Consider the following 25,871-nt stretch of genomic DNA (forward strand, 5'->3'; position numbering starts at 1 on the left):
CCTTCAGGGCGAACTCGGTCAGAAGATCTCTGATGTGGTCGCTGCCGACCTGAAGCGCTCGGGCCTGTTCGCGCCGATCAACAAGGGCGCCTTCATCGAGAAGATCAGCAATCCTGACGCCACGCCGCGCTTCGAGGACTGGAAGGTCATCAATGCGCAGGCGCTCGTCACCGGCCGCGTGACGCAGGAAGGCGACGGCAGGCTGAAAGCCGAGTTCCGCCTGTGGGATACGTTCGGCAACAAGCAGATGACCGGCCAGCAGTTCTTTACCCAGCCGGAAAACTGGCGCCGCGTCGCCCACATCATCGCCGACGCCATCTATGAGAGCGTCACCGGTGAAAAGGGCTATTTCGATACGCGTATCGTCTATGTCGCCGAAAGCGGCCCGAAGACGGCACGCAAGCGTCAGCTCGCGATCATGGACCAGGACGGCTTCAACGCGCGTGCGCTCACCAATTCCAACGACATCGTTCTGACGCCGCGCTTCTCGCCGAACCGCCAGGAAGTCACCTACATGTCGTTCGAAAACCAGCAGCCGCGCGTCTACCTGCTGCAGCTGGAAACCGGACAGCGTGAGGTCGTCGGCAACTTCCCCGGCATGACCTTCTCGCCGCGCTTCTCGCCCGATGGCCAGCGGGTCATCATGAGCCTGCAGCAGGACGGCAATGCCAACATCTATACGATGGACCTGCGCTCGCGCACGACGACTCGCCTCACCAACACTGCCGCGATCGACACCGCACCGTCCTATTCGCCCGATGGCAGCCAGATCGCCTTTGAAAGCGACCGCGGCGGTCGACAGCAGATCTACGTGATGGGCGCCGACGGCTCCGGCCAGCGCCGCATCTCCTTCGGCGACGGCTCCTATTCGCCGCCGGTCTGGTCTCCGCGCGGCGACCTCATCGCCTTCACCAAGCAGTCGGGCGGCAAATTCTCGATCGGCGTGATGAAGACCGACGGTTCAGGCGAGCGCATCCTGACGACCGGCTTCCACAACGAAGGCCCCACCTGGGCACCAAACGGCCGCGTCTTGATGTTCTTCCGCCAGAACTCGGGCGCCGGCGGTCCGCAGCTCTATTCGATCGATCTGAGCGGTTACAACGAGCAGCAGATCCCGACCCAGGGCTTCGCCTCCGACCCCGCCTGGTCGCCGCTGCTCGAATAGGCTGATCCAATTTGCGGCGGGAAAATGTGGCAACGATGCCGCTTTCTCGCCGCAAAGTGCTGGTCTAGCAGGCGCCGAGCCGAAATTATCGATTTGTTAACCATAACTGTTGAAAAGCGATTAACCGCTTCCGGTTACAGTCTGGCAACCGTGAATTCAGACACTTCCAAGGAGACCGGCGCATGAGCCGAATTGACACCCCGGCCGTAGGCCGCATGCAGACCATCGCTCGCAACCCCGTCATGATCGCTTTGGTCATGACGCTTGCCATCGCTGGCTGTGCATCGAAGAAGAACATGCCGAACAACGCCAACGAGCTCGGCCTCGGCGGCGCGGGCGCCGCAACGCCGGGTTCGCAGCAGGACTTCACCGTCAATGTCGGCGACCGCATCTTCTTCGACACCGACTCCACCTCGATCCGTGCCGACGCGCAGCAGACGCTCGCCCGTCAGGCTCAGTGGCTCGCCAAGTACCCGAACTACGCGATCACCATCGAAGGCCATGCCGACGAACGCGGCACGCGCGAATACAACCTTGCACTCGGCGCCCGCCGTGCAGCCTCCACCCGCGATTACCTCATCAGCCAGGGCGTTCCGTCCAACCGCATGAAGACGATCTCCTACGGCAAGGAAAAGCCGGTCGCCGTCTGCGACGACATCTCGTGCTGGTCGCAGAACCGTCGCGCAGTTACGGTTCTCGGTGGCGCCGGCATGTAATCTCGCGGCCGCGCTTCGGCACGGCTCCGATTGCACGTGTGATCGCAAGATCACAGACTGCTAAATTAAAAGGGCGGCTCTCAGCCGCCCTTTGCTTTTTTACCACACTTTGGCCGAACTCCGTTGCTTTTTCAGGGTAATTGGAAAACTGTGCGGCAATCACCCAATTGACTCGGCGAGATGTATTGCGGGCCCCGGCTCAAGGGTGGGACAACCGGTATTCGAACAGGACAAATGAAATGAAGAGATTTGTCGTGGCGGGACTGATCGGACTGACGGCCCTTGTGGGCCTGGGCCAGACGGCGAACGCCATGCCGCTTTCAGGGCTGCTGGCCCGAACGACTGAAGCTCAAGCCGGCGCGCAGCAGAAGCTGCCCGTGGTGAAGGTACAGTCGGCCGAGACCGCACGGATTGGCCAGCTTGAGGAACAGATCCGCTCGCTCAACGGGCGTATCGAAGAAATGAGCTTCCAGCTCCTGCAGATGCAGGAGCAGATCCGGAAGTTCCAGGAGGACAACGAATTCCGCTTCCAGGATCTGGAAAGTGGCAAGGCCTCCCCGAAGAAGAGCGGCGCTTTGCAGACGCCGAAGACCAGCGATCAGGCGTCCGTCACCCCCGGGGTGACGGATAGCCAGGCCGTGCCGCCGGCAGGTGGCGGCAACGACATGGCTTCCTCCGGCCTTCCGTCCGGTGGTGACCAGGGCGCCAATGGTGCCGCTCCGCCGACCACGCTCGGCCAGATCGTCTTCGACCAGAGCGGCAATCCGGTCTCGACCACGACCGATGCGCGACCCGGCGCAAATGCGACACCGCCCGGCGTCGATGCCGGTGCTGGTCTGCCCGCCAACGATGGCGGCCTGAACGGCAATCCGGGCAACCAGCAGACGGCGTCACTCGACAATCCTGGTGATCTCTACCAGTCGGCCTACGGCCATGTCCTCTCGGGCGACTACGGCACGGCGGAACAGGAGTTCGGCGATTATCTGGCAGCGTTCCCGCAGGGTGACAAGGCGGCCGACGCCAGCTTCTGGTTGGGCGAGGCGCAGTATTCGCAGGGCAAATATAGTGATGCGGCCAAGACCTTCCTGAACGCACACCAGGCCCACGGCAAGTCGCCGAAGGCGCCGGAGATGCTGCTGAAGCTCGGCATGTCGCTTGGCGCACTCGACAACAAGGAAACAGCTTGCGCGACGCTGCGCGAGGTCAACAAGCGTTACCCGAAGGCTTCGCCGGCGGTAAAGGCAAAGGTGACGAGCGAGCAGAGCCGCTTTGGCTGCTGAGGCCCACCCGCCAATCGCCGTTGTCGAGACGGCAAAACGATTTCTTGCCTCCTTCGATAGACCCGCACGCATCCTCGTGGCCGTCTCCGGCGGGAGCGACTCGAAAGGACTGCTTCTCGCTCTCAACGAGGCGATCGAGGCAACCAAGCCCACAGAATTTTCCCTGGCCGCCTGCACGGTCGATCATGCGCTGAGGCCGGAATCGGCCGAAGAGGCGCGCGGTGTCGCAGCGTTTTGCGAGAGCCTGGGCGTACCGCATATCACTGCCCGATGGGACGGCGCGAAGCCCAGTACCGGCATTCAGGCAGCGGCGCGCGAGGCGCGCTATGCCTTGCTGGCCGACGCCGCGCAGCGTTTAGAAGCATCCACAGTCGTCACCGGTCATACGCTGGACGATCAGCGTGAGACGATCCTGATGCGAGCCCAGCGCGGGGAGGGACCCGGCGCCGCGGGCATGGCCGGGGCCACGCTCTATGACCGACGCATCTGGGTGCAGCGTCCCTTCCTTGCGGTCGACCGTACGGCCATCCGCGCCTTTCTCACCGATCGGAAGGTCGGCTGGTTCGATGATCCGAGCAATGTGAACCCACGCTTCGAGCGGGTCCGCGCGCGGGCCTCGCTGGCGTCATCGGCCGAGATCGCTGCCGGCATTTGGGACGCCCAGTCCCGGGCGCAATCGTCGGCGGCCGCCGCCACTCTGCTCGACCGGCATGTGCGGGTGCATGCGGGGTTGGTCGCCGAGATCGCGCCTCAGATGGCCGGCCCGTCCCGGAACATCGATTGGCAGAGGGCGTTGCTCGCGCTGACGACCGTGATCGGCGGCCGCGCGCATCTGCCTGCCGCCGAGACGGCGGAGCGGCTGACGGCGTTCCTGGAGAAGGAGGCAGCGGGCCGGCTAACCGCCGGGCGCGTCGTTTTCGACCGGCGCTCGACCGGTCTATATCTCTATCGCGAGGCGCGCGATGTCGAAGATTTGACATTGCAAACGGGACAAGCCGGTATCTGGGACGGTCGCTTTCTGGTCCGCAATGGGGGTGGGGTCCCCCTCACGGTGACGGTGGAAGGCGGCCGCGGACCACAACAGCAGAGACTTATTGCCGCAGGTCTGCCACCGGGCGTTGCCGGCCGCGCGTCGCTGACGGCGCCGAAGGTCTTGTCTGAGCAGGGCGAAAGTGTCGCATCCATCACAATCGAGCCGAGGATCGGGCTCTACGACACCTTTTTGCCGGGTTTCGACCGGATCATGGCCGATCGGATCGCCGTATTGTTCGGGCGAGAGCCTTATCCTCCGCCGCCGGTTCACGATCTATTGACAGAAATGGAACGGTAGCCGGCGGTTTGCCTTGGCAATACGTCACCAGAACCCTATGTTAGGGAGCAAGACAGCGGCTCGCGAAATGCGCGGGTCGTGACAGGTTCCGGGGAGTTCGATGAACCCTAATTTTCGTAATCTTGCCCTTTGGGCAATCATAGCGCTTCTGCTGATCGCGTTGTTCAGCATGTTCCAGCAGCCGACGGAGCGCACCGGCTCGCGCGAGATTCCGTTCTCGCAGTTCCTTAAGGACGTGGATGCGAGCCGCGTCAAGGAAGTCGTGATCACCGGCTCGAAAGTGATCGGCAGCTATTCCGAAAGCGGCGCTACCTTCCAAACCTACGCGCCTTCAGTCGATACGGCGCTGACCGAGCGCCTCGAAGCCAAGGACGTGACGGTCACGGTTCGCCCGGAAACCGACGGCTCGTCCGGCTTCCTGAGCTATATCGGCACGTTGCTTCCGATGCTTCTGATCCTCGGCGTCTGGCTGTTCTTCATGCGGCAGATGCAGGGCGGTTCGCGCGGCGCCATGGGCTTCGGCAAGTCCAAGGCCAAACTCCTGACGGAAGCGCATGGCCGCGTCACTTTTGACGATGTCGCCGGCGTCGATGAAGCCAAGCAGGACCTTGAGGAAATCGTCGAATTCCTGCGTGACCCGCAGAAGTTCCAGCGTCTTGGCGGCCGCATTCCGCGCGGCGTGCTGCTCGTCGGCCCTCCGGGTACCGGTAAGACGCTGCTTGCACGCTCGGTTGCAGGCGAAGCCAACGTGCCGTTCTTCACCATCTCCGGTTCCGACTTCGTCGAAATGTTCGTCGGCGTTGGCGCCAGCCGTGTGCGCGACATGTTCGAGCAGGCCAAGAAGAATGCGCCCTGCATCATCTTCATTGACGAAATCGACGCCGTCGGTCGCCATCGTGGCGCCGGTCTCGGCGGCGGTAACGACGAACGCGAACAGACGCTCAACCAGTTGCTGGTCGAGATGGACGGCTTCGAAGCCAACGAAGGCATCATCCTGATCGCCGCGACCAACCGTCCCGACGTTCTCGATCCGGCGCTTCTGCGTCCGGGCCGCTTCGACCGGCAGGTCGTCGTTCCGAACCCGGATATCAACGGTCGCGAACGCATCCTCAAGGTGCATGTGCGCAACGTGCCGCTGGCACCGAACGTTGACCTCAAGGTGCTGGCCCGCGGTACGCCCGGCTTCTCCGGTGCCGACCTCATGAACCTCGTCAACGAGGCGGCACTGATGGCGGCTCGCCGCAACAAGCGTCTTGTCACCATGCTCGAGTTCGAGGATGCCAAGGACAAGATCATGATGGGCGCGGAGCGTCGCTCCTCTGCCATGACCGAAGCCGAAAAGAAGCTGACCGCCTATCACGAAGCCGGTCACGCGATCCTGGCGCTCAACGTTCCCTCGGCCGATCCGCTGCACAAGGCAACGATCATCCCGCGTGGCCGGGCGCTTGGCATGGTCATGCAGTTGCCGGAAGGCGACCGCTACTCGATGAGCTACAAGTGGATGGTCTCGCGCCTCGCCATCATGATGGGCGGACGCGTTGCCGAAGAACTGACCTTCGGCAAGGAGAACATCACCTCGGGCGCATCGTCGGACATCGAACAGGCGACGAAGCTTGCTCGCGCGATGGTGACCCAGTGGGGCTTCTCCGACCAGCTCGGCCAGGTCTCCTACGGTGAAAATCAGCAGGAAGTCTTCCTCGGCCATTCCGTTGCCCAGCAGAAGAACGTGTCGGAAGCGACCGCCCAGAAGATCGACAACGAAATCCGTCGTCTGATCGATGAGGCCTACGAGACCGCGCGCAAAATCCTGACGGAGAAGAACCACGAGTTCGTGGCACTTGCCGAAGGGCTGCTCGAATACGAAACGCTGACCGGCGAAGAAATCAAGGCGCTGATCCGCGGCGAGAAGCCGGCACGCGACCTTGGCGACGATACGCCGCCGCATCGCGGCTCGGCCGTTCCCTCGGCTGGCTCCAAGAAGGAAGGCCCGGCGGCGGGCAACAAGGGCGAAGAATCCGAAGGCGGATTCGAGCCGCAGCCCCAATAGCGCGACGATTAGAGATGCATCCGAGCCGCCGTTCCTTAAGTGGAGCGGCGGCTTTTGGTTGCCGACTTGGCGTCTGGCATTTGGTAACGGGATGTAATGATTTCTGATGTTACGCTCGCTGCCGTTTCCGATGCTTTTGTGTCAAAGAAGACAGGACGTGTTTGCGGCGGCTGCCCTTGAACGGAACGCCGGTCGCCAGACAGACGGCATCCAAGAGCATGAAATGAGGTCCGGTCAATGAAACCCAGTCGCGCAAAACGCAGACAGGCGGAGCTGGCCAAACCAGCACTGACCCGGCAGAACGATGGAGTTCTTATGAAGCGAAAGTATTTCGGCACCGACGGCATCCGCGGCCAGTCCAACATGTTTCCGATGACACCGGATCTGGCGATGCGGGTCGGCATCGCGGTCGGTACGATTTTTCGCAATGGTGCTCACCGCCACCGCGTGGTGATCGGCACGGATACGCGCCTTTCGGGCTACATGCTCGAGAACGCGATGGTGGCGGGCTTTACGGCAGCCGGTCTCGACGTCTTCCTGCTCGGGCCGATCCCGACGCCGGGCGTCGCGATGCTCACCCGCTCGCTGCGCGCCGATATCGGCGTGATGATTTCCGCCTCGCATAATCCCTACCAGGATAACGGCATCAAGCTTTTCGGTCCCGACGGCTACAAGCTTTCCGACGACATTGAACAGAAGATCGAAGCCCTGCTCGACCAGGATCTTTCCGGGCAACTGGCGAAGTCGGAAGACATCGGCCGGGCGAAGCGCGTCGATGGCGACATCTATCGTTATCTGGAACACGCCAAGCGCACGCTGCCGCGTGACGTCACGCTGCAGGGGCTCCGGATCGCCGTCGATTGCGCCAATGGCGCGGCCTACAAGGTGGCGCCGACGGCCCTTTGGGAGCTGGGCGCGGAAGTCGTGACCATCGGAACGGAACCGAACGGTCTCAACATCAATCTTGACTGTGGCTCCACCCATCCGGCCACGCTGTCGAAGAAGGTCCATGAAGTGCGCGCCGACATCGGCATCGCGCTCGACGGCGATGCCGATCGTGTGCTGATCGTCGACGAGAACGGCACGGTGATTGACGGCGACCAGCTGATGGCGGTGATCGCCGACAGCTGGGCCGAAGACGGCATGCTGCGCGGCGGTGCGGTTGCGGCGACCGTCATGTCCAATCTCGGTCTCGAGCGCTACCTTAAGGGGCGCGGCATCGATCTGCGGCGCACGAAGGTCGGCGACCGCTATGTCGTCGAACAGATGCGTCAGGACGGCCTCAATGTCGGTGGTGAACAGTCCGGCCATATCGTGCTTTCGGATTTCGGCACGACGGGCGATGGCCTTGTCGCCGCTCTGCAGATCCTCGCGGTGATCAAGCGCCAGGGCAAGCCGGTGAGCGAAGTGTGCCACCGCTTCGAACCGGTGCCGCAGGTCCTGAAGAATGTTCGGGTATCCGCCGGAAAGCCGCTTGAGGACGCGACGGTGCGTCAGGCGATCGCCGACGCGGAAGCGGAGCTTGCCAAGTCCGGCCGCCTCTTGATCCGCCCGTCCGGTACGGAGCCGCTCATCCGCGTGATGGCGGAAGGTGACGATCGTGGCCAGGTCGAGCGCATCGTCGACGAGCTGGTCAACGTCATCGGCAGCGTGCGCAACGCCGCCTGACACATTCAGCGATTGATTTCCCTCCAGGGCCGGTGCGATGCATCGGCCTCTTTTTTTGCCTGCATCTCGAACGGGGGCACGGGGCGAGCCGTCCCATGACTGGAATTCCGATCGGCAGCATTGTTGGCTCTGAAAGACGACCCAGCGCATTGTCTTGCCGCTTTATTTAGCTTCACCTTAAGGGAACTACAGGGCAGACAGTAACGCGGCACAGCAACCACAAGAATAAGCTGGTATCTTAACAATCTCGGTAAACGTTTGTAGTTAATCGGAACTTAACCTTTCCTCCTCATTATCCATAACCAACATCGGGATTTGGGCACCGGTTTCATGGTGAACCAAGCAACTGAATGTATTGGAGTGGGCCATGAAGAGAATTTTGAGTGGCGTTGTGGCTATCTTGCTCAGCGGCACGGCAGCATTTGCTGCGGATGTCTACCAACCTATGGAACCGGTGCCGGAGCAGCCCGTAGAGGTCATTCAGACCAGCGGTTGGTACCTGCGCGGCGACGTCGGCTATGCGTGGAACCATCTGCGCGGCGCAAACTATTACCAGGGCGGCCCCGGCGGCTCCGTCACCGATTTCGAATCTGCGGATATCGATGACTCCTGGGTTATCGGCGGCGGTGTCGGTTATCAGTTCAACAACTACCTGCGTGCCGACGTCACGGCCGACTACTGGGGCAACGCCGACTTTGCCGGCTCGACCCTGGGGTTCTGCGGCAGTGTTCCGGGCCCCTGCGTTTCGAGCGATAAAAGCTCGGTTTCCGCCTGGAGCCTGATGGCCAACGCCTATGTCGATATCGGTACTTACGGTGCCTTCACCCCTTACGTCGGTGCCGGTATCGGTGCCACGCACGTCAAGTGGGATGGACTGCGCAACACCAGCTGCAGCGTCAGCAATCCGGCAGCCTGCGACCCGACGACGGATCACAGTGGCGAGAGCAAGTGGCGCTTCACCTACGCGCTGATGGCCGGTACGGCGATCGACCTTACCTGCAATCTCAAGGCAGACGTCGGATACCGCTTCCGCCAGGTCGATGACGGCGACATGTTCGGCTTCGCCAACGGTGGCGGTCCGGGCTCCGACGAGGGCTTCTACATCCACGAAGCACGCGCCGGTCTGCGCTACTCCTTCGGCAATACCTGCGAAGTGCCTTACGAGCCGCCGCCGGTGGTCTACAAATAATCGGATCGTTTCGGGGAAATACCAAGGCCACCTTCGGGTGGCCTTTTTCGTTGCCGCCAACATTTGCCTGTTCCCTAACAAGCATGGTTAACCGGGGGTTAACCAGTCGCTGCCAATAGTTAACGCTGAACGAAGCGGTGACGGCATGGCTCCATCCCGCACGAATAGCAGCGGTGAAAGGGCATGGGCATGGATTGGCGAAACGGGTTCTGCGGAGCCGCTTTTGGTGCCGGCCTGCTTCTTTCGGGTGCCGCGCTGGCGGCCGACGAGGATCTGCTGAATGCTCCGGAGATCACCATCGAAAAAGAAACGGCCAGTTCAGGCGGCATCTACCTGCGCGGCGATATCGGCTATGCGCCCTGGCGCGGCGAAGGCGATCCCTACTACCGGACCTTCGATGCGGGCACGCTGAGCTACGGCAGCGTTCCCTTCGACAATGCGCGTTTTGACAAGCCGTTCTCCGGCTCGCTCGGCGTTGGTTATCAGTTCACCGATATGTTCCGCGCCGATCTGACGGCCGACTATTTCGAGGGCCGATTCAATGGTTCGTCCTCGTCCGCCGGTCCCTGCGCCGGGCAGGGGGCAGGGACATCCTGCGCCTTCTCAACCGCAGCCGATTACTCCGCCCTCGGTTTGATGGCGAACGCCTATATGGATTTCGGCACGCTCGCCGGCTTCACGCCTTATGTCGGCGGGGGTATCGGCGCGACGCGTCTCAACTGGGACACGGCAGTCGAAAGCGCCACTTGCGTCGCCGGCGTCGGCGCCTGCGCCGGTTCCCCCACCTCGGCCTCCTACGAGGGACGCGACAGCTGGCGTTTCACCTATGCGCTGATGGCGGGCGTCTCCTATGATCTCAGCGACCAGTTGAAGCTCGATGTCGGCTATCGCTACTCCCATATCGCCGATGGCGAGATGTTTGGCTTCGGGGCCGAGGCTCTGGCGGGCGCGACCGGCGACAAGGGCTTCGACGACGGGCTTTCCCGTCACGAGATTCGGGCGGGCCTGCGCTTCACCTTCTAAAGCCTTGAGGCACCACGGTTTCGGCGGAAGTCGGGTCATGCTGATCCGCCTTATGTCCCAGCCTCTTGCTCGGAAGGAAGTGACGGTCGGCAACAATCGGTCGGTGGGCATTGCTCCGCTTTTGCAGATGTTGCCCGTCACGCCATAAATTTTCTCGATTGCGACAAAGCGCTTGACTTCCGGTCCCGCCCACAATATCGACGACGGCGGGACACCCTTCCCCAACGAAGGGCTATCTATCTGGAAGGATAGCACATGGCAAAGCCTGCACAGCCGGACCTCCGTCCGAACAATACCCATTTCTCTTCTGGCCCTTGCTCGAAGCGCCCCGGTTGGACGCTCGCCGCTCTCTCCGATGCTCCGCTCGGTCGTTCGCACCGCGCCAAGATCGGCAAGACGAAGCTGAAGCAGGCCATCGATCTTACCCGTGACATTCTTGAAGTGCCGGCTGATTACCGCATCGGTATCGTGCCCGCTTCCGATACCGGCGCCGTCGAAATGGCGCTCTGGTCGCTGCTCGGTCCGCGTGGCGTCGACATGGTCGCTTGGGAAAGCTTTGGCGCCGGCTGGGTGACCGACGTGGTCAAGCAGCTGAAGCTCGCCGACGTTCGCAAGTTCGAAGCCGGCTACGGCGAACTTCCCGATCTATCCAAGGTCGATTTCGACCGCGACGTGGTCTTCACCTGGAACGGCACGACCTCGGGCGTGCGTGTGCCGAACGGCGACTTCATCCCGGCAGACCGCAAGGGCCTGACGATCTGCGACGCGACTTCGGCCGCCTTCGCGCAGAACCTCGATTTCGCCAAGCTCGATGTCGTCACCTTCTCCTGGCAGAAGGTTCTTGGCGGCGAGGGCGCACATGGCGTCATTATCCTGTCGCCGCGCGCCGTCGAACGCCTGCTGACCTACGTGCCGGCCTGGCCGCTGCCGAAGATCTTCCGTATGACCTCGGGCGGCAAGCTGATCGAAGGCATCTTCACCGGCGAAACCATCAACACGCCGTCGATGCTCTGCGTCGAGGACTATATCGACGCGCTGCTTTGGGCGCAGCAGGTCGGTGGGCTCAAGGGCCTGATGGCTCGGGCTGATGCCAATGCGCAGGCGATCTTCGACTTTGTCGCCGCCAATGACTGGATCGCCAACCTGGCGGTCAAGGACGAGACCCGCTCCAACACCTCGGTCTGCCTGAAGATCGTCGACAAGGACGTGTCTGCCCTCGACGCCGACGGACAGGCGGCCTTCGCCAAGGGCGTGGTTGCGCTTCTCGAAAAGGAAGGCGTTGCCTTCGACATCGGCCACTACCGCGATGCACCGTCCGGCCTTCGCATCTGGGCCGGCGCCACCATCGAGACTGCCGACATGAAGGCGCTGATGCCCTGGCTGACCTGGGCCTTCGAGACCCAGAAGGCAACGCTGGCGCAGGCTGCGGCCTGATCAGACAAGGGGTGAGGACAATGAACTTCGCCCGCATCTCACACTGATTTGAGTGATCCGCTTCGCTCCCGATGGGGGGCGAGGCCTGGCTAACCGCATTCCCATTCAGACCTGATCTTTAAGGAGGCCTCCCATGGCACCTCGCGTTCTCGTATCCGACGAACTGTCGGAAACCGCCGTCCAGATCTTCCGCGATCGCGGCGTCGAAGTCGATTTCCAGCCGAAGCTCGGCAAGGACAAGGACAAGCTCGCCGAAATCATCGGCAACTACGACGGTCTCGCCATTCGCTCGGCCACCAAGGCGACCGAAAAGCTGATCGCGGCTGCGACCAACCTCAAGGTCATCGGCCGCGCCGGCATCGGCGTCGACAATGTCGATATCCCGGCCGCGTCGCGTCGCGGTATCATCGTGATGAACACGCCCTTCGGCAACTCGATCACAACCGCCGAACACGCTATCGCGCTGCTCTTTGCCGTTGCCCGCCAGCTTCCGGCTGCCGACACCTCGACGCAGGCCGGCAAGTGGGAAAAGTCCCGCTTCATGGGTGTCGAAATCACCGGCAAGACGCTCGGCGTGATCGGCGCCGGTAACATCGGCTCGATCGTCTGCTCGCGCGCCATCGGCCTGAAGATGCACGTTCTCGCCTATGACCCGTTCCTCTCCAAAGAGCGCGCCGAGGAAATGGGTGTTACCAAGGTCGAGCTCGACGAGCTGCTCGCCCAGGCTGATTTCATCACCCTGCACGTGCCGCTGACCGACAAGACCCGCAACATCCTCAGCGCCGAGGCACTCGCCAAGACCAAGCCGGGTGTGCGCATCGTCAACTGCGCTCGCGGCGGTCTCGTCGATGAAAAGGCGCTTGCCGAAGCGATCAAGTCCGGCCACGTCGCCGGCGCCGGCTTCGACGTCTTCGAGGTCGAGCCCGCAACCGAAAGCCCGCTCTTCGGCCTGCCGAACGTCGTCTGCACGCCGCATCTCGGCGCGTCGACCACGGAAGCCCAGGAGAACGTCGCGCTGCAGGTCGCCGAACAGATGTCGGATTACCTGGTCAAGGGTGCGGTTTCCAACGCCATCAACATGCCCTCGATCACCGCTGAGGAAGCGCCGATCCTGAAGCCGTTCATCCGGCTTGCCGACGTCCTCGGCGCCTTCGTCGGCCAGGTCACCGAAAGCGCGATCAAGGAAATCGAGATCCTCTATGACGGCTCGACCGCCGGCATGAACACCAAGGCGCTGACGAGCGCCGTGCTTGCCGGTCTCATCCGGCCGCAGGTTGCCGACGTCAACATGGTTTCGGCGCCGGTCATGATCAAGGAAAAGGGCATCATCCTGTCCGAAGTGAAGCGCGACAAGACCGGCGTCTTCGACGGCTACATCAAGCTGACGGTGAAGACGGCGAACCAGACGCGTTCGGTCGCCGGTACGGTGTTCTCGGACGGCAAGCCGCGCTTCATCCAGATCAAGGGCATCAACCTCGATGCGGATGTCGGCAGCCACATGGTCTACATCACCAACACCGACGTCCCCGGCATGATCGGCTTCATCGGCACGACGCTCGGCGATGCCGGCGTCAACATCGCGAACTTCCAGCTCGGCCGCGAGAAGGAAGCCGGCGACGCGATCGCGCTGCTCTATGTCGACGGTGCGGTTTCGGAGGCCGTGCTTGACAAGCTGCGCGCCAATCAGGCAATTCGCCAGGCAAAGCCGCTGGTCTTCAACATCGATTGACGCCAGCCCAGCAAGCGGCAGCACGGGCTGCCGCTTTGCCGACCCAATCACGGGACATAGCGAGGACGCACCGGCTGACCGCCGGTGCGTTTTCCTGTTTGAACGCATGTGACGAGAAATGACCGCAACGACATTCCGCTGGCGCGAAGCAAGTCTGCCTGACCTTACCTCAGTATCGGAGATCCAGCTCGTGGTGCACCAGGCCTTTCCCGAGGACGACGCCGTGCTCGCTGACCGCATCGCGCTCAGCCCTGCCGGTTGCTTCATGCTCGACGCAGAGGGGCAGTCCCGCGGCTACGTGCTGAGTCATCCTTGGCTCCGCGGCGCACCGCCCTCGCTGAACACCATGCTTGGCGAAATTCCTGATGCCGCCGATACCTGGTACATCCATGATCTCGCGCTCTTGCCGGAGATGCGTGGCTCCGGCGCGGGCGGCGGAATTCTTCCCCTTCTGGAGGATGCCGCCAGAACGGAAGGGTTGCGATTGATGTCACTCGTCTCGGTCAACGGATCCCGCGGCTTCTGGGAGAGGCAAGGGTTTGAAGTGCGCATGGACGAGCGGCTGGCGCTGAAGCTCTCGAGCTACGGCGAGGAAGCGCTTTATATGGAGCGGCCGCTTGCCTGAGAAATGAAAATGGCGCCGGAAACCGGCGCCATTTCTCTTTGTCTCGATCGACGGGAGATCAGGCGGCCCGCCGTGTCGCCGGGCGCCACTCTCTCTCCTCGACGGTGAACTGGGCAAGCCGACCGGAAAGCACGTTGCTTTCGCCGGCGAGCGCCTGGCTTGCTGCCGAGGTCTGCTCGACCATGGCGGCGTTCTGCTGCGTCATCTGGTCCATCTGGTTGACGGCGGTGTTGATCTCCCGCAGCCCGACAGACTGTTCGCGCGCCGCCGTCGCAATGGCGACGATGCGCTCGTTGATCTCGTTGACCCGGCGCTCGATGTCGCCGAGCGCCGAACCCGTCGCCTCGACGAGACGCACGCCGGCCGAGACTTCGACGCCGGAAGCGGTGATGAGCCCCTTGATCTCCTTGGCAGCCGTTGCCGAACGCTGTGCCAGTTCACGCACTTCCTGCGCGACGACGGCAAAGCCCTTACCGGCGTCACCCGCGCGCGCTGCCTCGACGCCTTCATTCAGTGCAAGCAGGTTCGTCTGGAAGGCGATGTCGTCGATCACGCCGATGATCTCGCCGATCTTCGAGGACGAATGTTCGATGCGACCCATCGCATGGATGGCGTCACGCACGACCTCGCTCGAGGTGGCCGCACCCTGGCGGGCTTCGGCGACCATGCGGGTTGCTTCCTCGGCGCGGTTCGTGGAGTTCTGGACCGCGGAGGTGATCTCGTCGAGGGCGGCTGCCGTTTCTTCGAGAGATGCCGCCTGCTGCTCGGTCCGCTGCGACAGGTCATTGGCTGCCCGGCTGATCTCGTTGGCATTGCCCGTGACGACAGAGGTGGAATCGGCGATCGCGCTCACTGTGGAGCGAAGAGCGGCAACGGCGGTGTTGAAATCCTGGCGCAGCTTCTCGTAGTCGGCGCCGAGATCCGGCACATGGGTGGTGAGGTCACCGCTCGCGAGCCTTTCGAGAGCGCCGCCAATGGTGCTGACGACGTGGGCCTGCACACGGGCGGTTGCCTGCTGCATTTCCTCGTTCGCGCTGCGCTCGCCGTCGAGTGCCACTTGCTGCTCGCGCTGGCGAATTTCGAGCGCATTGCGTTCGATCACCGAGGCGCGCAGCACGACAAGCGCATCCGCCATGTGGCCGATTTCGTCGCGGCGGTCCGTGTCTGGAACTTCCGAACGGGTGTCGTTGTTCGACACTTCGAGCATGACGTCCTTCAGCCGGTTGATCGGCCGGCTGATCGAGCGACCGATCGCCATGGCGGCGGCAAGCGTTGCGATCGCAGCGATCGCCGTGGTGATGATCGTCATCAGCAGCGACGCGTTGTACTTGGCGGCGAGATCATCGGCATAGACGCCTGTACCCACACCCCAGCCCCAGGGCTTGAAGCCCTGGATGTAGGAGTATTTCTCGACCGGTTCCTCGTGGCCTGGCTTGTCCCAATAATAGTTGACGATGCCACTGCCCGGGTTCTGGGAGAGCGCAATGAGCTCGACGTTGAAGGCCTTGCCGTTGGTGTCCTTCAGGCCGCGGATGTCGGTGCCGACGAGCTGCTTGGCGAGGGGATGGGCGACCATCATGCCATCGAAGCTATTTATGAAGAAATAGCCGTCCTGGCCGAAGCGCATGGCCATGACAGCCGAAATGGCGCGGCTCTGGGCTTCTTCCCGGGTCAGCGCGCCGCTGCGTTCCTGTTCCTCGAAGCTTGCGATCGTGGAGATCGCTGCCTCCGTGACGTTGCGCAGCATCTGCCGGCGCTCGTCGCTGACTTCAGAGTTGGCGACCTGCGTCTTGTAGGCCATGGCTGCTGCCATGAAGACCAGCGCCATCGCCGTCAATAAATAGATACGTGTCGAAATTCTAATATTTTTCACTGTCTTAGCCCCAAGGAAAGTATCCTGGCGGGGACAGAAACACTCATCTGCTAACCAAGGCTTAAGCCAACTCCCGAGTTCTAGCGATTGCATCGCGCGACGCTTGCGCGGCAGGCGTGAAGCTCGTCAGCGCGGGCGACCCCTCTCGGCAATGGCGATACCACCAAGCACAAGCAGGAGCGCGACGAGATGGAAAAGATGGAAGGTCTCGCCGATCAGCATAACGGAAAGCAGCGTTCCGAAAACGGGGATCGCATTGATGAACAGGCCGGCGCGGTTGGCGCCGATCATCTCGACGCCACGGACATAAAGCACCTGTGACATCAGCGAGGGGAAGATCGCCGCATAGAGGACGATGACCCACCCGGTGGTGTCCGGCACGATCGCCGTGCCGCTGCCGATTTCCCAGACGAGCAGCGGCAGGGCGCTGAGGAGCGCGCCGAAGGCCGGTGCCGCAATGAAGCTCTGCCAATGCATCGTCGGCTTGTAGCGGAGCGCGACCGTGTAGCCGGCATAGACGACGCAGGCGACGATCATCAGGGCGTCGCCGAAATTGAACTCAAGTGTCAGCAGGCTCGAAATGTCGCCATGGGCGGCGGTCACCAGCACGCCGATCAGCGTAACGGTGAAGCCGATCACCTGGGCGATCGACGCCCTCGTGCGGAAGAGCACGAAGTTGAACAGGAAGATCAGCATCGGGATGCCGGCCTGAAGAATGACGGCGTTGATGGCGCTCGTATATTTCAGTGCTGAGTAGAGCAGGGCGTTGAAGGTGGTGAAGCCGATCGCACCATAGGCGAGCAGCTGCAGCCAATGCTGGCGGATCTTTTTCCAGTCGCGGCGGATCTGCGGCGTCATCAGCACCAGGATGACGATCAGTGCGAACACCCAGCGCAACGTCGTCAGCATCATCGGGCTCACGTGTCCGACCGCCATCTTGCCGGCGACAGAATTGCCGCCCCAGAAGAGCGCGGTGATGCAAAGATAGAAATAGGCCCTGGAATTCACGATGCTCTGACCTGTGTGGAGATGGGCGACCTGTTGCCGCGATGGCGGGGAAAGGCGAAGATATAGGCGCTAAATCCCGGCCTTGTCATGCAAAAAGGGCGGAACGCCGGACACAACGGGGTCGCTTTCCAGATGACAACACAGTATAGATGCGCGGGTTTGAGAACAGCGCAGCCTCGTTTGCGCGCCTGAACAGGAAGAGAATTATGACGAACGTCGTAGTGGTCGGCTCCCAATGGGGTGACGAAGGCAAAGGCAAGATTGTGGATTGGCTCTCCGAGCGCGCCGATATCGTCGTGCGCTTTCAGGGCGGTCACAACGCCGGCCATACGCTGGTAATCGACGGCGTCAGCTACAAGCTGTCGCTCCTGCCCTCGGGCGTCGTCCGTCCCGGCAAGCTTGCCGTCATCGGCAACGGCGTCGTCATCGATCCGCATGCGCTGATCGCCGAGATCGACAAGCTCGGCAAGCAGGGCATCGCGATCACGCCGGACAACCTGCGCATCGCCGACAACGCCACGCTGATCCTGTCGCTGCACCGCGAACTCGACGGCATCCGCGAAGATGCGGCCTCCAACAGCGGCACCAAGATCGGCACCACGCGCCGCGGCATCGGCCCGGCCTACGAAGACAAGGTCGGCCGTCGCGCCATCCGCGTCATGGACCTCGCCGATCTCGACACCCTGCCGGCCAAGGTCGACCGCCTGCTGACGCACCACAACGCGCTGCGTCGCGGGCTCGGTGAAGCCGAGATCAGCCACGATGCGATCATGCAGGAGCTTTCCTCTGTTGCCGCCAAGGTGTTGCCGTTCATGGACACCATCTGGGTTCTGCTCGACAAGGCCCGCCGCAAGGGCGCGCGCATCCTGTTCGAAGGTGCGCAGGGCACGCTGCTCGACATCGACCACGGCACCTATCCGTTCGTCACCTCGTCGAACACGGTTGCCGGCCAGGCTGCCGCCGGTTCGGGCATGGGCCCGGGCTCGCTCGGCTACATCCTCGGCATCACCAAGGCCTACACGACGCGCGTCGGCGAAGGCCCGTTCCCGACCGAGCTCACCGATGAAATCGGCCAGTTCCTCGGCGAAAAGGGTCATGAGTTCGGCACCGTGACGGGTCGCAAGCGCCGCTGCGGCTGGTTCGACGCCGCACTGGTGCGCCAGTCGGTCGCCGCCAACGGCATCACCGGTATCGCGCTCACCAAGCTCGATGTGCTCGACGGTCTTGACGAACTGAAGATCTGCGTCGGTTATACTCTGGACGGACAGCAGATCGACCATCTGCCGGCAAGCCAGGCGCAGCAAGCTTCGGCAAAGCCAGTGTATGTTACACTCGAAGGCTGGAAGGAATCGACGGTTGGCGCACGCAGCTGGGCGGATCTTCCGGCACAGGCGATCAAATACGTTCGCCAGGTGGAAGAACTGATCGGCGCGCCGGTTGCTCTTCTTTCCACCAGCCCGGAGCGGGACGACACGATACTTGTGACGGACCCCTTTGAGGACTAGTGTCGGCGAAATGACATTGCGTCGCGATCGCAAAGACATACCTGGGCGTATGAGAAAGTACTAATGGCGGATTTTGTTGCAGTTATTCGCAGGACCGTTGACGGCCTGTCGGAAAACACACCCGAAATGCGGGACAGGGTATACGAGAAGGCGCGCGCGGCCGTGCGCCGCCAACTCGAAAACATGAACCCGCGTCCGTCGGACGACATGATCAATCGCCAGTTGGCGAAACTCGAAAACGCCATCGTCGAGGTCGACAGCGAATATGCCGAAGCCTTGCCGGCTCTCGAAGAAACGGAGGCGGTGGAGGACACGTCCGAAGCCGTAGCTGTTGAGCCGCCAGTCGACGAAGCCGTTTCCGAACCCGAACCCGAAGCGCAGCCCGAGCCGGTTGCTGCAAGCGAGCCGGTTGCAATCGCTGAGGAAGCGGTACCGGAAGCGGTAGGCAGCACGGAACTCGACCACCGTGCCCAGGTCTACGAGGAGCCGACGCAGCACGCCGAACACGAGGCCGAAGCCGGAGAGGTAGCTCCAGCGGAGCCGTCTGTAGAAGAACCGGTTGCTGAATACATCGAAACGACCGAGGTGCCGGTCGAGGAGACGAACGCTCCCGTCGTCGAAGAGGCACACGCCGTTGCCCCAGCCTACGAGGCTGAGGAATATTCTGAGCCCGCTCCGGTCGAAATCTATGCAGAAACATATGAAGAGACCGTCGCGCCGCCGTCCGTAGACGAAGAGCCTCGTCCGGTCGAAGTGCCGACGTGGCACGAGGCCCCGGCAGCCGATGAACATAAGCCGGCCGCATCCGAATGGGATCTGCCGGAATGGGACACGGCAACGCCGGTAGCGGCACCTGTCCCGGCGCATGAGCCTGCGCGCGACGTGCATGAGCCGGCCGGTACGCCCGAGCTTCTGGGCATGCATCCGGTCGAAGAACCGCAGCAGGAGGCGCCGGTCGAGGCCCCCAAAGCCGCTTCTGCAGGCAATTGGTCGTTCGACGACAACGACCCGTTTGCGCCGTTCGAGGAACGGCGAACCGAAAAGAGCGTTGAGCCGGAGATTGCCGATTGGTCCTGGCCCGTCGAAAGGACCGGACAGGCTGCCGCTGCGGATGCTCCCCAGAGCCAGCAAGACCGTGCCGGCACGGCCTGGGACCACATCGACGACCTGCTCGGCTTCGAGGGCGCCGCGGCTGCGGCGACGGCGGGTGCAGCGGCATCCACCGCTGCGCGCGAGCCGGATCGTGGCGCCGACGGAGCGGCGCCCGCGGCATCGCGACCGGCATCTTACCGGGCCACGCCGAAACCATCGCGCTTCAGCATCAAGCGTCTCGCCATCGCTGCGTTCGTTCTGCTGGCGCTCGGCGGCGGCGGTTTTGCCTATTGGAAGAACCGGGAAGCCGGCAACGCCTGGCTTTCGGGCATCGTCGCATCGATTACTTCGGCCGTTTCAAACATCGGAGGATCGCCGGCAGAAAAGAGCGCTCCTCCGCCAGCAAACCAGGGCGAGACGACGCAGCAGCAACCGGTACAGCACGACGACACGGCGGTCCCGGACAACAATTCGACGAAGTTTACGCAGCGGCTTCTGGGTGACGGATCCGAAGTCGACAATGGCCCTGCCGTCGCGAGCGCCGAAGGTGCCGCGCAGGAAGGCAAGTCGGTAGCGCAGCAGACCGAGGCGAGCAAGCCTGTGGAAGCAGCCACTGCCCAGGGTGGAACGGCGGGGCAGGCAGCAGGCACGCAGCCCGCGGGCCAGCAGCCCGGTGGCCAGCCGACAACCCCGGAGATCGCGATCGCCAACGGCGAGAAGATGTTCCTCTACGAAGAGCGTCTCGGCCAGTCTTCGCCGACGGCCATTCCGGGAACCGTTGCATGGTCGGTAAAGGAAGAATCGCCTGGCGGCGATGCCAAGCCCGAACCGGCCGTCCAGGCGCAGATCACCATTCCGGACCGGGGCCTGACTGCGTTGATGACGATCAAGCGCAATGCTGACGAGTCGTTGCCGGCAAGCCATGTCATCGAATTTGTCTTCTCGCTGCCGCCGAATTTCGAGGGCGGCGCGATCGACAGCGTACAGCGCGTTTCGATGAAGCGTACGGAGCAGGACCGCGGCGATGCGTTGATCGCTGTTCCGGCCAAGATCACCGACGATTTCCATATGATCGCGCTGAACGATTCGAAGGACGCGATGGGCAACAACACGGAGTTGCTGCGCAGCCGCAGCTGGATCGATATTCCGCTGACCTACAGGAACGGGCGCCGCGCATTGCTGACGCTGGAGAAGGGCCCGAGCGGAACCGATGCCTTCAACCAGGTGCTGCGCGCCTGGGCGGCCGCACCGGCAACGGACGCGGCGACCAACAGCCAGTAAGCCGGAGAAATCCGAAGAACAAAGAAAAACCCGGCTGGAGCGATCCGCCGGGTTTTTTGTTTGGCTCTGTGCACGGCGCATTGACGCCCGCATGGCGTGAAGAGCGTTATGCGCCCTCGACGACCCGCAATGCATTGGCGCGCTCGAGGGCGGCCTTGCGCACTGCGTCCTGGACCTTCTCGAAAGCACGAACCTCGATCTGCCGTACGCGCTCGCGGCTGATATCGAATTCGGCCGAAAGATCTTCGAGCGTGAGCGGCTCTTCCGTCAGGCGGCGCGCCTCGAAGATGCGGCGTTCACGGTCGTTCAGCACCTTCATCGCATTGGCGAGCAGTGCCCTGCGGCTTTCAAGCTCGTCCTGCTCGATCAGGATTTCTTCCTGGTTGTCGTGGTCGTCGACGAGCCAGTCCTGCCACTGGCCGGAGTCACCCTCGCTCGCCTTGATCGGGGCATTGAGCGAAGCGTCGCCGGAGAGGCGGCGGTTCATCGAGATCACTTCATCCTCGCTCACCTTGAGCGTGGTGGCGATTTCCTTGACGTGTTCCGGCTTCAGGTCGCCCTCATCCAGCGCCTGGATCTTGCCCTTGAGGCGCCGCAGGTTAAAGAACAGCCGCTTCTGGTTGGCGGTCGTACCCATTTTCACCAGCGACCACGAACGCAGGATATATTCCTGGATCGCCGCCTTGATCCACCACATGGCGTAGGTGGCGAGGCGGAAACCGCGATCGGGTTCGAATTTCTTGACGGCTTGCATCAAACCGACATTGCCTTCGGATACGACTTCGCCGATCGGCAGGCCGTAGCCGCGATAACCCATCGCGATCTTGGCGACGAGGCGAAGGTGGCTGGTCACCAGCTTGTGCGCCGCCTTGCGGTCGTCATGTTCCTGGTACCGCTTGGCGAGCATGTACTCTTCCTGCGGCTCCAGCATCGGGAACTTGCGGATTTCGTCGAGATAACGATTGAGGCCGCCTTCTCCAGCGGCAATGGTCGGCAAATTGTTTCGGGCCATATGAAGCACCCCCCTTAATAGTCTCCGGCCTCCGGTCGGCAAGCCGGGCATGTGGGTCTTCGTCAAGACCCCACGAGCCTAGAAAATAAGTACGGCGAAAGCATGATTCAAGGAGTCCGGTTTCACCAATGTGTGAGACCGGGCGACGGGAATGTCACGAACAGAGACTGAACCTTAGATTGGAATCCCACTGCCGGAATTCAAGGGCCCGGCTCACGCCTCGGTGCGCAGGGCCTCGATCAGTTGCTCCATGTCGACCGGCATCGGCGCTTCGAAATGCATGGTATCGCCGGTCGCCGGATGCTCGAACTGCAGCATGAAGGCGTGCAGGGCCTGGCGGTGGAATTGATTGACGACGGCCTTGGCTGCATCCGGCAACAAATTCGCCTTGGTGCGGAAGGCGGCGCCATATTCCGGATCGCCGATCAGCGGATGGCCGATATGCGCCATGTGGACGCGGATCTGGTGCGTGCGCCCCGTTTCCAGGTGGCATTCCACCGTTGACGCCAGGCAGGTGCCGTCGGGCTTTTCGAGATAACGCTCGACGACCTCATAGTGGGTAATGGCTTCGCGGGCGTCGTCGCTGTCCTCGCGCTTGACCGCGCGTTTCGTTCGGTCGCCGGCTCGCCCGAGCGGCGCGTCGATCGTTCCCTTCAGCTGCCGCGGTCGTCCCCAGACGACGGCCCGGTAGGCGCGTTCGAGCGGGCCGGTGCGACCGTGGTCTGCAAACTGTTCGGAGAGATGGCGATGGGCGGCATCATTCTTGGCGACCACCATGACGCCGCTCGTCTCCTTGTCGAGGCGATGGACAATGCCTGGGCGCTTGACGCCGCCGATGCCCGACAGGCTGCTGCCGCAGTGATGGATGAGTGCGTTGACCAGTGTGCCGGTCCAGTTGCCGGCGCCGGGATGTACGACGAGGCCGGCGGGCTTGCAAAGCACGATCAGGTGGTCGTCCTCGTAGAGCACGTCGAGCGGGATGTCTTCGCCCTTCGGTTCCGGATCTTCCGGCTCGGGCAGGTCGATCTCGAAGACGTCGCCGGGATGCACCTTCTTTTTCGGTTCGGTTACCGGCTTGCCGTTGATCGACACCGCGCCCTGTTCGATCAGGCTCTTGATCCGGTTGCGGGAGAATTCACCCGAAAGTGCGTCGGTCAGGAACGAATCGAGGCGTCCTGCGGCATCCTCGCCCGCCGTCAGGACTTTCCTATTGGCCGTCGCTTGTTTAAAGGGGTCGTTCATTCCGTTCCAAATCCGAAAAAAGGCCAACCATGACCGCAATCGAGCCCGATGACCAGGAAGACAAGCCGCTAGATCCGGCCATGGAAAATGTCCGCCGCAAGATGGTGAAGCTTCAGCTCGTCTCGGCCGGCGTCATGTTGGTCATGCTTATGGCCGTCCTTGGGACGATTGTCTACAAGCTGACGCGCACGGACGCCAAGGCACCCGTCCAGGCTGCCGCTGCCGTCGTTCCGAGCGAAGCACCGGTCAATGCGGTCGCGGCACTTCCCGCCGGCTTCACGGTGACGAACGTGGCGCTCTCCGGCTCCCAGGTGCTGTTCTACGGCAACCTTCCGGGATCGGAGCCGCGTGCCATCGTGTTCGATATCGGCACCGGTCGCATCGTCGCCGACATTACCGTCAGGACCAACTGACCGTATGTCGAGCGCCCTCCCGCCCGTTCAGCGCATCGATGACCCCGCCGATCCCCGGATTGCTGGCTTCGTCTCGATCAAGGAGCGCGATCTGACCGGGCGGCATGGCCGCTTCATCGCCGAAGGCACGGTGGTGTTGCGCATGCTGGCAGCGGCGCACGAAGCCGGGCGCGGTTTTGCCGCCGAGGCGATCCTGCTGCTCGAAAATCGTCTGGCCGGCGTTCAGGATATTCTTGAGCGCTTCCCGCCGACGGTGCCCCTCTATGTGGCGGAGGCGGGGGTGTTCGATGCGATCGCCGGGTTCAACATGCACCGAGGCGTGCTGGCGCTCGGCCGCCGCGAAGGTGAGCAAGGCCTTGATGCATTGATCGCGTCCTTGCCGGCGTCGAGCCTCGTTTTGGCGGCTTGCGGCATTTCCAACCACGACAACATGGGCGCGCTCTTCCGCAACGCCGCGGCCTTTGGGGTCGATGCCGTGCTGATGGATGAGACGAGTTGCGATCCGATGTACCGCAAGGCGATCCGGGTCTCCGTCGGCTCGGTGCTGACCGTTCCCTTTGTGCGCGAAGGCTCCGTGGCTGCCATGTTGGAACGGCTGCAGGGGGCGGGCTTTGCGATCTGGGGGCTCTCGCCCGCCGGCGAGACCGATCTTGGCGCGATCCCGCCGGCGGCGCGCACTGCGCTTCTGATGGGAACCGAAGGCGAGGGGCTGCCGCAATCGGTGCTGACCTCGATCCGTACGGCGCGCATCCGCCAGCGCCCCGGCCTCGACAGTCTCAATGTCTCGACAGCAGCCGGTATCGCCCTGCACCAGGTGGCGCTGATCAACGGCCGGATCTGACGTCGCGTTCTCAAGCTTGCGATTGATAGGAAGAGGCTCGCCTGCCCGCCAGTGGTGGCAGGCTCGTCAAGAGCGCTCTCCGTCAGGCCGTCTAGGAGCCTATTCGCGCGGCAGGATGTCCTTTGCCCGCTTCGCCAAACTCTCGCGCTTGGTCGTGGCTTCCTCATTCCCGTCCCCGGCCAGCAGGTTGAGAATGGGGGAGGAGGGGCCTTCGTTCGTGGCCGTCAGCGCAACCATGCCGGCGGCGATTGACGCGACCTCGTCGCGCAGGGCGTCGTCGTGCGCGGCGGATTTCGAATTGGTCAAGCGCTCCGAAAGAGCGGTAGCGCGGTTGCGCAGATCGTCGGCGGTGGCAGAACCTGGAATGTCGGTTGCCGGCGCAACGGCGGCCGCGGATCGGTTGCCCGATTGCTCGGTGGCCGGACGGCGTTCCTTCCTCAGCGGGAAGGCGATGCCGGCGGCGCGCAGGGCCTTGGCTGCGTCGCGCATTTCCTGGTTGGTATCCTTCACTTTGGTTTTCAGTCGTTCGATTTCGCCGGCGCGTCGCTCCAGCGCACTCTCGCGGTCGGCGCTCGTGGCCATCTCGCGCGCGAGCTTGTCTTCCAATCGGTGCAGCCGCGTTTCGTCATGTGAAAGACGAAGCTCCATTTCCTTGGAATGGGTCGTCTCAGCCTTGAGATCGCCACGCAGGGCTTCTCGCTCGTCGCGCAAGGTGGCGATCCGGCTCTTCAGATGCTCGACCTCGGTCTCGCGTGCCGCCAGGGTGATCTTGAGATTGTCGATTTCGGCGCCATGATGGGCAAGGTGCACGCCGAGCTTCTGTATCTCGTCGGCTTTAGCGGCATTGTCGCGCTCGACGCCGTCGAGTGTTGTCTTCATCCGTTCCAAGCGCTGTTCGAATTGCCGAATGGCGGAGCGCATGTCTGCAGCTTCGACGTTCATATCGGCAAGCTGGGCATTCAGGTCGGAGTTCTCCCCGGTCAGGCGCCGCGCCTCCTGCAAGCACTTCTCGTTGGTCAACATGAGCGCCACGCCCTTGTCGCGCTCACGTTTGAGGGCCTGTTGCGTGCGCGCATTTTCGGCGGCGTAGGCCGCGCGGGCAGCGTCCTTTTGCGCACGGACCTCCTGCGGGCTAAGCGGCATGGTCGCCTTCAAGCGGTCCTCGGCGAACCGCACGATACGGCGGTGGATCGCCGGGGCGACCAGCAGACCGATGATGATCGCCGTCAGAAAGCCCAGGGCAAAGAGAAGCGCGAATTGGATCACGAGCTGGCCGTTTCAAAACTGTGTCGGAACCGCAGCGCCTGCCGGACGTCGCGGTCCGGCAGGCGCTGCGCATTTCCGCTTCCTTGCACTAAACATGACGTTTCGTGCGCTGCAAGTGTCTGGCGCGGGATT

At 62.7% G+C, this 25,871-nt stretch carries 20 protein-coding genes; 15 read left to right on the top strand and 5 right to left on the bottom strand.

Annotated elements, in window-relative coordinates; translation table 11 throughout:
* From tolB to I8N66_RS23070, 11 genes are all read left to right on the top strand, one after another.
* Positions 1-1,165, top strand: a 1,165-nt coding sequence (gene tolB / locus I8N66_RS23020) for a Tol-Pal system beta propeller repeat protein TolB (RefSeq protein WP_291158283.1), incomplete at its 5' end; no start/stop codon positions are given.
* A 182-nt stretch (positions 1,166-1,347) separates the two neighbouring features.
* Positions 1,348-1,881: a peptidoglycan-associated lipoprotein Pal gene (gene pal, locus I8N66_RS23025; protein WP_113538647.1), complete on the top strand. Its 534-nt coding sequence runs from the start codon at positions 1,348-1,350 to the stop codon at positions 1,879-1,881.
* Positions 1,882-2,120: 239 nt separating this feature from the next.
* Positions 2,121-3,161 carry a tol-pal system protein YbgF gene (gene ybgF, locus I8N66_RS23030; RefSeq protein ID WP_113538648.1) on the top strand — a complete coding sequence of 347 codons (1,041 nt, stop codon included), beginning with the start codon at positions 2,121-2,123 and terminating at the stop codon, positions 3,159-3,161.
* A 70-nt stretch (positions 3,162-3,231) separates the two neighbouring features.
* Positions 3,232-4,491: a tRNA lysidine(34) synthetase TilS gene (gene tilS / locus I8N66_RS23035; protein ID WP_291158325.1), complete on the top strand. Its 1,260-nt coding sequence runs from the start codon at positions 3,232-3,234 to the stop codon at positions 4,489-4,491.
* Between the two features lie 100 nt (positions 4,492-4,591).
* Entirely contained in the window at positions 4,592-6,538 is a 1,947-nt protein-coding gene (gene ftsH, locus I8N66_RS23040; RefSeq protein WP_291158287.1) for an ATP-dependent zinc metalloprotease FtsH, read from the top strand.
* A gap of 315 nt (positions 6,539-6,853) precedes the next feature.
* Positions 6,854-8,206, top strand: a complete 1,353-nt coding sequence (gene glmM / locus I8N66_RS23045) for a phosphoglucosamine mutase (protein ID WP_291158290.1) — start codon at positions 6,854-6,856, stop codon at positions 8,204-8,206.
* A 367-nt stretch (positions 8,207-8,573) separates the two neighbouring features.
* Positions 8,574-9,395: an outer membrane protein gene (locus I8N66_RS23050; protein ID WP_291158293.1), complete on the top strand. Its 822-nt coding sequence runs from the start codon at positions 8,574-8,576 to the stop codon at positions 9,393-9,395.
* Positions 9,396-9,584: 189 nt separating this feature from the next.
* Positions 9,585-10,418 (top strand): outer membrane protein, encoded by an 834-nt coding sequence (locus I8N66_RS23055; RefSeq protein ID WP_291158297.1) that lies wholly within the window; start codon positions 9,585-9,587, stop codon positions 10,416-10,418.
* Positions 10,419-10,673: 255 nt separating this feature from the next.
* Positions 10,674-11,852 carry a phosphoserine transaminase gene (locus tag I8N66_RS23060; RefSeq protein WP_291158300.1) on the top strand — a complete coding sequence of 393 codons (1,179 nt, stop codon included), beginning with the start codon at positions 10,674-10,676 and terminating at the stop codon, positions 11,850-11,852.
* A 133-nt stretch (positions 11,853-11,985) separates the two neighbouring features.
* On the top strand, positions 11,986-13,581 hold the full coding sequence (gene serA / locus I8N66_RS23065; RefSeq protein WP_113538654.1) for a phosphoglycerate dehydrogenase: 1,596 nt from the start codon (positions 11,986-11,988) through the stop codon (positions 13,579-13,581).
* 118 nt (positions 13,582-13,699) lie between these two features.
* Complete coding sequence (locus tag I8N66_RS23070; RefSeq protein WP_291158303.1) at positions 13,700-14,206, top strand: GNAT family N-acetyltransferase; 507 nt, start codon at positions 13,700-13,702, stop codon at positions 14,204-14,206.
* A gap of 58 nt (positions 14,207-14,264) precedes the next feature.
* Here I8N66_RS23070 and I8N66_RS23075 read toward each other — a convergent pair whose 3' ends face one another.
* Positions 14,265-16,079: a methyl-accepting chemotaxis protein gene (locus I8N66_RS23075; RefSeq protein WP_291158306.1), complete on the bottom strand. Its 1,815-nt coding sequence runs from the start codon at positions 16,077-16,079 to the stop codon at positions 14,265-14,267.
* A 126-nt stretch (positions 16,080-16,205) separates the two neighbouring features.
* Entirely contained in the window at positions 16,206-17,087 is an 882-nt protein-coding gene (locus I8N66_RS23080) for a DMT family transporter (protein WP_113538657.1), read from the bottom strand.
* Positions 17,088-17,293: 206 nt separating this feature from the next.
* Here I8N66_RS23080 and I8N66_RS23085 point away from each other — a divergent pair, with 206 nt between their 5' ends.
* Both I8N66_RS23085 and I8N66_RS23090 read left to right on the top strand, forming a co-directional pair.
* A complete protein-coding gene (locus I8N66_RS23085; protein WP_113538658.1) occupies positions 17,294-18,592 on the top strand; it encodes an adenylosuccinate synthase in 1,299 nt (432 codons plus the stop codon).
* A 63-nt stretch (positions 18,593-18,655) separates the two neighbouring features.
* The gene (locus tag I8N66_RS23090) at positions 18,656-20,965 is read left to right on the top strand and encodes a hypothetical protein (RefSeq protein WP_291158313.1); all 2,310 of its coding nucleotides are present in this window, start codon (positions 18,656-18,658) and stop codon (positions 20,963-20,965) included.
* Positions 20,966-21,071: 106 nt separating this feature from the next.
* On the opposite strand, the gene rpoH is transcribed toward I8N66_RS23090, so the two are convergent.
* Entirely contained in the window at positions 21,072-21,977 is a 906-nt protein-coding gene (rpoH, locus tag I8N66_RS23095) for an RNA polymerase sigma factor RpoH (RefSeq protein WP_113538660.1), read from the bottom strand.
* A gap of 213 nt (positions 21,978-22,190) precedes the next feature.
* Entirely contained in the window at positions 22,191-23,219 is a 1,029-nt protein-coding gene (locus I8N66_RS23105) for an RluA family pseudouridine synthase (protein WP_113538661.1), read from the bottom strand.
* 29 nt (positions 23,220-23,248) lie between these two features.
* Between I8N66_RS23105 and I8N66_RS23110 the strand changes: the two genes are divergently transcribed.
* Both I8N66_RS23110 and I8N66_RS23115 read left to right on the top strand, forming a co-directional pair.
* On the top strand, positions 23,249-23,632 hold the full coding sequence (locus I8N66_RS23110; protein WP_223725500.1) for a hypothetical protein: 384 nt from the start codon (positions 23,249-23,251) through the stop codon (positions 23,630-23,632).
* A gap of 4 nt (positions 23,633-23,636) precedes the next feature.
* Positions 23,637-24,473 carry an RNA methyltransferase gene (locus I8N66_RS23115; RefSeq protein ID WP_291158320.1) on the top strand — a complete coding sequence of 279 codons (837 nt, stop codon included), beginning with the start codon at positions 23,637-23,639 and terminating at the stop codon, positions 24,471-24,473.
* Between the two features lie 99 nt (positions 24,474-24,572).
* Here I8N66_RS23115 and I8N66_RS23120 read toward each other — a convergent pair whose 3' ends face one another.
* The gene (locus I8N66_RS23120) at positions 24,573-25,739 is read right to left on the bottom strand and encodes a hypothetical protein (RefSeq protein ID WP_291158323.1); all 1,167 of its coding nucleotides are present in this window, start codon (positions 25,737-25,739) and stop codon (positions 24,573-24,575) included.
* Positions 25,740-25,871: the final 132 nt, after the last annotated feature.

It is taken from the genome of Ensifer sp. SSB1 (assembly GCF_016652895.1).
In the GTDB taxonomy this organism is placed as follows: Bacteria; Pseudomonadota; Alphaproteobacteria; order Rhizobiales; family Rhizobiaceae; genus Ensifer.

Coding starts and splice junctions, on each gene's coding strand:
- pal (WP_113538647.1), top strand. CDS start 1,348: ATGAGCCGAATTGACACCCCGGCCGTAGGCCGCATGCAGACCATCGCT.
- ybgF (WP_113538648.1), top strand. CDS start 2,121: ATGAAGAGATTTGTCGTGGCGGGACTGATCGGACTGACGGCCCTTGTG.
- ftsH (WP_291158287.1), top strand. CDS start 4,592: ATGAACCCTAATTTTCGTAATCTTGCCCTTTGGGCAATCATAGCGCTT.
- glmM (WP_291158290.1), top strand. CDS start 6,854: ATGAAGCGAAAGTATTTCGGCACCGACGGCATCCGCGGCCAGTCCAAC.
- I8N66_RS23050 (WP_291158293.1), top strand. CDS start 8,574: ATGAAGAGAATTTTGAGTGGCGTTGTGGCTATCTTGCTCAGCGGCACG.
- I8N66_RS23055 (WP_291158297.1), top strand. CDS start 9,585: ATGGATTGGCGAAACGGGTTCTGCGGAGCCGCTTTTGGTGCCGGCCTG.
- I8N66_RS23060 (WP_291158300.1), top strand. CDS start 10,674: ATGGCAAAGCCTGCACAGCCGGACCTCCGTCCGAACAATACCCATTTC.
- serA (WP_113538654.1), top strand. CDS start 11,986: ATGGCACCTCGCGTTCTCGTATCCGACGAACTGTCGGAAACCGCCGTC.
- I8N66_RS23070 (WP_291158303.1), top strand. CDS start 13,700: ATGACCGCAACGACATTCCGCTGGCGCGAAGCAAGTCTGCCTGACCTT.
- I8N66_RS23085 (WP_113538658.1), top strand. CDS start 17,294: ATGACGAACGTCGTAGTGGTCGGCTCCCAATGGGGTGACGAAGGCAAA.
- I8N66_RS23090 (WP_291158313.1), top strand. CDS start 18,656: ATGGCGGATTTTGTTGCAGTTATTCGCAGGACCGTTGACGGCCTGTCG.
- rpoH (WP_113538660.1), bottom strand. CDS start 21,977: ATGGCCCGAAACAATTTGCCGACCATTGCCGCTGGAGAAGGCGGCCTC.
- I8N66_RS23105 (WP_113538661.1), bottom strand. CDS start 23,219: ATGAACGACCCCTTTAAACAAGCGACGGCCAATAGGAAAGTCCTGACG.
- I8N66_RS23110 (WP_223725500.1), top strand. CDS start 23,249: ATGACCGCAATCGAGCCCGATGACCAGGAAGACAAGCCGCTAGATCCG.
- I8N66_RS23115 (WP_291158320.1), top strand. CDS start 23,637: ATGTCGAGCGCCCTCCCGCCCGTTCAGCGCATCGATGACCCCGCCGAT.